The sequence below is a fragment of the Nonomuraea sp. NPDC001684 genome (genome assembly GCF_053596515.1).
In genome coordinates this window covers 1-6,420 of the sequence record NZ_JBSFGJ010000497.1, presented here as the reverse complement: position 1 = coordinate 6,420, position 6,420 = coordinate 1, and the positions used below count along the sequence as shown (strand labels likewise).

At 73.2% G+C, this 6,420-nt stretch carries 7 protein-coding genes; 5 read left to right on the top strand and 2 right to left on the bottom strand.

The genetic code is table 11. The annotated features are described in order from the left end of the window. Window positions 1-49: 49 nt before the first annotated feature. The gene (locus ACWCSD_RS45075; RefSeq protein WP_449924635.1) at window positions 50-460 is read left to right on the top strand and encodes a hypothetical protein; all 411 of its coding nucleotides are present in this window, start codon (window positions 50-52) and stop codon (window positions 458-460) included. Between the two features lie 58 nt (window positions 461-518). Beyond that, window positions 519-1,694, top strand: a complete 1,176-nt coding sequence (locus tag ACWCSD_RS45070) for an acyltransferase family protein (protein ID WP_449924632.1) — start codon at window positions 519-521, stop codon at window positions 1,692-1,694. Between the two features lie 6 nt (window positions 1,695-1,700). On the opposite strand, the gene ACWCSD_RS45065 is transcribed toward ACWCSD_RS45070, so the two are convergent. After that, a complete protein-coding gene (locus tag ACWCSD_RS45065; protein ID WP_449924629.1) occupies window positions 1,701-1,904 on the bottom strand; it encodes a hypothetical protein in 204 nt (67 codons plus the stop codon). Then, on the bottom strand, window positions 1,901-2,902 hold the full coding sequence (locus ACWCSD_RS45060) for a LacI family DNA-binding transcriptional regulator (protein ID WP_449924626.1): 1,002 nt from the start codon (window positions 2,900-2,902) through the stop codon (window positions 1,901-1,903). The genes ACWCSD_RS45065 and ACWCSD_RS45060 overlap by 4 nt, the downstream gene beginning before the upstream one ends. 133 nt (window positions 2,903-3,035) lie before the next feature. Between ACWCSD_RS45060 and ACWCSD_RS45055 the strand changes: the two genes are divergently transcribed. The 3 genes from ACWCSD_RS45055 to ACWCSD_RS45045 all read left to right on the top strand — a co-directional run. Then, the gene (locus ACWCSD_RS45055) at window positions 3,036-3,374 is read left to right on the top strand and encodes an L-rhamnose mutarotase (RefSeq protein ID WP_449924623.1); all 339 of its coding nucleotides are present in this window, start codon (window positions 3,036-3,038) and stop codon (window positions 3,372-3,374) included. After that, window positions 3,364-4,518 (top strand): L-rhamnose isomerase, encoded by a 1,155-nt coding sequence (gene rhaI / locus ACWCSD_RS45050; RefSeq protein WP_387665220.1) that lies wholly within the window; start codon window positions 3,364-3,366, stop codon window positions 4,516-4,518. Before ACWCSD_RS45055 ends, rhaI begins: the two co-directional genes overlap by 11 nt. Window positions 4,519-4,523: 5 nt before the next feature. Continuing rightward, window positions 4,524-6,420, top strand: a 1,897-nt coding sequence (locus tag ACWCSD_RS45045) for a bifunctional aldolase/short-chain dehydrogenase (RefSeq protein WP_449924620.1), incomplete at its 3' end; no start/stop codon positions are given.

Here is a 6,420-nt window from a genome sequence, read left to right as displayed (position 1 = left end):
TGCTCGTCGGCGTCGGTGAGGGTATGCACGATCGTGGCTGCTCCGCGAGGTGCACGCCGCGCTGCCCCCCGGCGGGCTGCTGGCGGTCGTCGAGATGGACGGCATGCCGCGCCTGCTGTCCGACGAGGCCGGGGCGGCGCTGGAGGCGCGCTGCCGGGAGGCGCTGGCGGGCAGCGGTCCTGACCCGTACCCGGACTGGGGGCCGGTCCTGGCGGCGGCCGGGTTCGAGGTGGCCGCGCGGCGCGACTTCCCGATCGAGGTGCGTCCGGCGCCGCCGGGGGCCGTCCGCTACGCGCGGGCGGTGCTGAGCGGCTACCGGTCGCGGCTCGCCGGGCACCTGGCCGCCGACGACCTGGCCGCCCTCGACCGGCTGCTCTCCGCCGACTCGCCGGAGTCCCTCCGCCACCGCGAGCTCGTCGTGCGCGGCACCCGGACCGCCTGGGCGGCCCGCCGTCCTTGACCCGGGACGGGCGGCGGGGAGCCCGGGTGTTGCCAGCGGGACCGATACGTTGGGATGCGTGACGACTGCTCCCTTTGGCACCCCCCAGGTCGTTCGTCCGGAGGCGTCCAGGCTCGCCTGGCTGGACGCCCTGCGCGGCATCGGCGCGCTCGCCGTCGTCGGCGAGCACCTGACGACCTGGGCCATGCCCTGGCTGCGCCCGACCTTCTTCAACCTGGGCGTGTACGGCGTCCTGGTGTTCTTCCTGGTCAGCGGCTACATCATCCCGTCGTCACTGGAACGGCACGGCGACGTGCGGGCCTTCTGGATCGGCCGCGCCTTCCGCCTCTACCCGCTCTACCTCGCCGTCATCGCCGTGGTCCTGGCCCTGTCCTGGTGGATCCCGGTACGCGCCGAGGTGCCCAGGGACGCCTCCTCGGCCGCGGCGCACGCCACGATGCTGCTGGACGTCGTCGGCGTCGCCGGGGTGATGAACACGATGTGGACGCTCTCCTACGAGATGATCTTCTACCTGATGGTCACCGCCCTGTTCGTGACCGGCGTCCGGGACCGGCGCGGCCTGGTCGCCGTCGCGTTCGGGGTGACCGCGGTCGTGGCGGGCCTCGCGCTGAGCGCGGCGCCGCTGACCGGCGGCTGGCTGTCGTGGGTGTCGTTCGCGGTGTTCGCCGCCGGGCTGGCCGGCGTCGTCTCCGGCCGGCTGCGCACCGTGGCGGCGTGCGCGCTCGGCGTCATGGCCCTGGCCCTGCTGCTGCTGAGCAGCCGCGTCCCGTGGTTCGGCGCGGCGATCCTCGCGGTCATGTTCACCGGCACGGCGATCCGCCGGTGGGAGAGCGGCCAGGGCTCCCTGTGGCCGGTGGCCCTGGCCGCCTCGCTGGTGACGGTCGCCCCCGTCTGGGCGCTCAGCGCCGGGTGGTGGTGGGTGCAGCCGGACGTGTGGGGCACGACCGTCGTCCTGGCCGGGCTCACGTTCGCGGCCGGTCTGGCCTGGCGGGCCCGCCGGGTGCCCGCCGTGCTCACCTGGCTCGGGCTGATGAGCTACTCCCTCTACCTGGTGCACCTGCCGGTGCTCCTCGTGGTGATGGAGGTGGCGGGGGAGATGCGCTGGTCGCCGCTGCCCCTGCAGATCGGCGTCGGCGTGCTCTTCCTGGCTCTCGTGCTGCCGGGCAGCCGGCTGACCTACCGTTTCCTCGAACGTCCGATGCAGCGGCTCGGCCGCCGCCTGACCGCCTCCTAGGAGCTCCTACCGGCGCGGGTCGAGCACGAGACGCAGACCGGCCAGGATCTCGCGGTAGAGGCCCAGGACGTCCCAGTGGAGGCGGCCGGCCAGGCGGACCGGGCCGTTGGGGAAGCGGTGGACCACGGACGTGGCGAGCCCGTCCGACAGGTCGGCGACCAGCACCCGGCCGCTGGAGGCGCCCAGGTCCACGGCGGCGAATCGGCTCATTGGGTGGACTCCCTCGCGACCAGTTCGGGCTGGAACATGATGTGCTGGTGGGCGTGCTCGGCCGGGTTGTCGCACTCGTCCAGCAGCAGCTCGGTGGCGATGCGGCCGAGCTGGTACGTCGGCTGCCGCATCGAGCTGAGCGACACGGCCGAGGCGGCGGCGAACTCGATGTCGTCGTAGCCCATCAGCGCCACGTCGTCGGGCACCCGCACCCCGGCCCGCAGCAGGGCCCGCAGCACGCCCAGCGCGAGCAGGTCGTTGGCGCAGAACACGGCCTCGGGCAGGCCGTCCGCCATCAGGTCGGCCGCGGCCTTCTCACCCGCGCGGGCGGTCATCGCGGCCGCCCCGACCACCCGCAGCGAGGCGGGGTCGAGCCCGGCGGCGGCCAGCGCCTGCGCCGCGCCCCGCCGCCGCTCGGCGCACTGCCGGATGGTCAGCGGCCCGGTCACGTACGCGACGTTGTTCCCGCCCCTGGCCAGCAGATGCCGCACCGCGGCCCGGCCGCCCGCGACGTCGTCCACCGCGACCGCGCACTGGTCGGGCCGGTGGGCCGGATGGTCGACGAGCACGACGCTGATGCCGCGCTCGCGCAGCCGGTCCAGCCGGGCCGGGTCCTCGCCGGACGGCGTGATCAGCACGCCGCGCACCCGCTGCTCGGCCAGCACGCCGAGGTTGCGCTCCTCCTTGTCCGGGGAGCCGGCCGAGTTGCCGAGGATCACCGCGTAACCCAGCTCGCTGGCGACGTCCTCGACCCCGGCGGCGACCTCGGTGAAGAACGGGTTGCCGATGTCGATGACGCTCAGGCCGATCGTCCTGCTGTGGCCGGCGCGCAGGGTCGAGGCCGAGCCGTGCCGGACGAAGCCGAGCTCCCGGATCGCGGCCTCCACCCGTTCGCGGGTCGCCGGGGCGACCTTCGCCGGTCTGTTCAGGACGTTGGAGACCGTCCCGGGGGAGACGCCGGCGCGGGCGGCGACGTCCTTGATGCTGACCATGGCCATGGCGCCACATTAAAACGTACCAACGGTGAAGTTGGCCAGTGCCACCGATCTGACCGGGCGACGCATTGACAGCGCCCCCGTGTGATCGTAGTTTCCTCCGCGACAGATTAAAACGTTTTGAAGAGGGGTGACCGTGCGACGCGTCTGCTTCCTGCTCAAGGTCCGTCCCGAGCGGCTGGCGGAGTACCGCGAACGCCACCGGGCCGTCTGGCCGGACATGCTCGACGCGCTGCGCCGCGCCGGCTGGCACAACTACTCGCTCTTCCTGCGCGACGACGGCCTGCTGGTCGGCTACCTGGAGACCGCCGACTTCGAGGCCGCCAGGAAGGCGATGGAGGCCACCGAGGTCAACGCCCGCTGGCAGGCCGAGATGGCGCCCTTCTTCGAAGACCTCGACGGCCGGCCCGACGAGGGCATGCGGCCGCTGGACGAAGTGTTCCACCTGGACAGATCGGGAAGTCATGACCACTGACATCAAGGCCGCCCTGCGCGCGCTGCACATCGAGACGCCCTCGTGGGCGTACGGCAACAGCGGCACCCGGTTCAAGGTGTTCGCGCAGCGGGGCGTGCCGCGCGACCCGTACGAGAAACTGGCCGACGCCGCCCAGGTGCACGCCCACACCGGCGTCGCGCCCACGGTCGCCCTGCACATCCCCTGGGACAAGGTGGCCGACTACGGCCACCTGGCCGCCCACGCCCGCGAGCTCGGCGTCGGCATCGGCGCGATCAACTCCAACGTCTTCCAGGACGACGCCTACATGCTCGGCAGCGTCACCAACCCCGACCCGGCGGTCCGCCGCAAGGCGCTGGCGCACCTGCTGGAGTGCGTGGACATCATGGACGCCACCGGCTCGGACACCCTCAAGCTCTGGTTCTCCGACGGCACCAACTACCCCGGCCAGGACGACATCCGCGCCCGCCAGGACCGCCTGGCCGAGGCCCTGTCCGCGGTGTACGCCCGGCTCGGCGAGGGACAGCGCTTCCTGCTGGAGTACAAGCTGTTCGAGCCCGCCTTCTACACCACCGACGTGCCCGACTGGGGCACCGCCTACGCCCACTGCCTCAGGCTCGGCCCCAAGGCGCAGGTCGTCGTGGACACCGGCCACCACGCGCCGGGCGTCAACATCGAGTTCATCGTGGCGTTCCTGCTGCGCGAGGGGAAGCTCGGCGGCTTCGACTTCAACTCCCGCTTCTACGCCGACGACGACCTCATGGTGGGCGCGGCCGACCCGTTCCAGCTCTTCCGCATCATGTACGAGGTCGTGCGCGGAGGCGGTCTGGCGGCGGGCGTGGCGTTCATGCTCGACCAGTGCCACAACATCGAGCCCAAGATCCCCGGCCAGATCCGCTCGGTCATGAACGTCCAGGAGGCCACGGCCAAGGCGCTGCTCGTCGACCGGGACGCGCTGGCCGCCGCCCAGGCCGGGGGAGACGTGCTGGGCGCGAACGCCGTGCTCATGGACGCCTACAACACCGACGTGCGGCCGCTGCTCGCCGAACTGCGCGAGGAGACGGGCCTCGCGCCCGACCCGATGGCCGCGTACGCCAAGTCCGGATATTTCGAGAAAATCGCTGCCGAGCGCGTCGGCGGCACGCAGGCCGGCTGGGGGGCCTGACCATCATGGACGTCATCAACGAGCTCCTGGACCGCTCCCACCGCCTGGGCGCCGACCCGCGCAACACCAACTTCGCCGGCGGCAACACCTCCGCCAAGGGCCGCGCCGCCGACCCGGTCACCGGCCAGGACGTCGACCTGCTCTGGGTCAAGGGCTCCGGCGGCGACCTCGGCACGCTCAAGGAGGCGGGGCTGGCCGTCCTGCGCCTGGACCGCCTGCGCGCGCTGGCCGCCGTGTACCCCGGCGTCGAGCGCGAGGACGAGATGGTCGCCGCCTTCGACTACTGCCTGCACGGCAGGGGCGGCGCCGCCCCCTCGATCGACACCGCCATGCACGGCCTGGTCGAGGCCGCCCACGTGGACCACCTGCACCCCGACGCCGGGATCGCCCTGGCCACCGCCCGCGACGGCGAGGAGCTGACCCGGCGCGTCTTCGGCGACCGCGTGGTGTGGGTGCCGTGGCGGCGGCCCGGCTTCCAGCTCGGCCTGGACATCGCCGCCGTCAAGGAGGCCAACCCGCAGGCCATCGGCTGCGTGCTCGGCGGCCACGGCATCACCGCCTGGGGCGCCACCTCGCAGGAGTGCGAGGCCCGCTCCCTGGAGATCATCCGCACCGCCGAGGAGTACCTGGCCGCGAACGGCCGTCCCGACCCCTTCGGGCCGGTGCTCCACGAGCCGCTGCCCGAGGACGAACGGCACGCGCGGGCCGCCGCGCTGCTGCCGGTCGTGCGCGGGCTGGCCTCCTCCGACGCGCGGCAGGTCGGCCACTACACCGGTACCCCGGAGGTGCTGGACTTCCTCTCCCGCGCCGAGCACCCGCGCCTGGCCGCGCTCGGCACGTCCTGCCCCGACCACTTCCTGCGCACCAAGGTCGCCCCGCTGGTCCTGGACCTGCCGCCGGACGCGCCCCTGGACCAGGCGGTCGCCCGGCTGCGCGAGCTGCACGCCGCCTATCGCGCCGACTACACCGCCTACTACGAGCGCCACGCCACCCCGGACTCGCCGCCGATGCGCGGCGCGGACCCGGCGATCGTGCTGGTGCCCGGCGTCGGCATGTTCTCCTTCGGCAAGGACAAGCAGACCGCCCGCGTGGCCGGCGAGTTCTACGTCAACGCGATCAACGTCATGCGCGGCGCCGAGTCCGTCTCCGCCTACGCGCCCATCCCGGAGTCGGAGAAGTTCCGGATCGAGTACTGGGAGCTGGAGGAGGCCAAGCTGCGCCGGATGCCGAAGCCGAAGCCGCTGGCCGGGCGGGTGGCGCTGGTCACCGGCGCGGGCTCGGGCATCGGTGCGGCGACCGCGCGGCGGCTGGCCGCCGAGGGCGCGTGCGTGGTGCTCGCCGACCGCGACCAGGCCGCCGCGGGGAAGGTCGCCGCCGAGATCGGGGCCGGGGCGTACCGGGCGTCCGACGTCGCGGTGGCCGTGGAGGTGGACGTCACCTCCGAGGAGCAGGTCGTGTCCGCCGTACGGGCCGCCGTGCTCGCCTTCGGCGGCGTGGACCTGGTGGTGAACAACGCCGGCCTGTCGTTGTCGCGCTCCCTGCTGGAGACCAGCCTGGACGACTGGGACCTGCAGCACGACGTGATGGCGCGCGGCTCGTTCCTGGTCTCCCGCGAATGCGCCCGGGTGCTGATCGATCAGGCGATGGGCGGGGACATCGTCTACATCTCCTCCAAGAACGCCGTCTTCGCCGGGCCGAACAACGTCGCCTACGGCGCGGCCAAGGCCGACCAGGCCCACCAGGTCCGCCTGCTGGCCGCCGAGCTGGGCGAGCACGGCGTCCGCGTCAACGGCGTCAACCCCGACGGCGTGGTGCGCGGCTCGGGCATCTTCGCCTCCGGCTGGGGCGCCAACCGCGCGGCGGTGTACGGCGTGGAGGAGGAGCGCCTGGGCGAGTTCTACG

What these genes read in the sequence shown, in the direction of transcription:
- ACWCSD_RS45065 (WP_449924629.1), bottom strand. Translation starts at nt 1,904, where the DNA reads ATGAGCCGATTCGCCGCCGTGGACCTGGGCGCCTCCAGCGGCCGGGTG.
- ACWCSD_RS45060 (WP_449924626.1), bottom strand. Translation starts at nt 2,902, where the DNA reads ATGGCCATGGTCAGCATCAAGGACGTCGCCGCCCGCGCCGGCGTCTCC.
- rhaI (WP_387665220.1), top strand. Translation starts at nt 3,364, where the DNA reads ATGACCACTGACATCAAGGCCGCCCTGCGCGCGCTGCACATCGAGACG.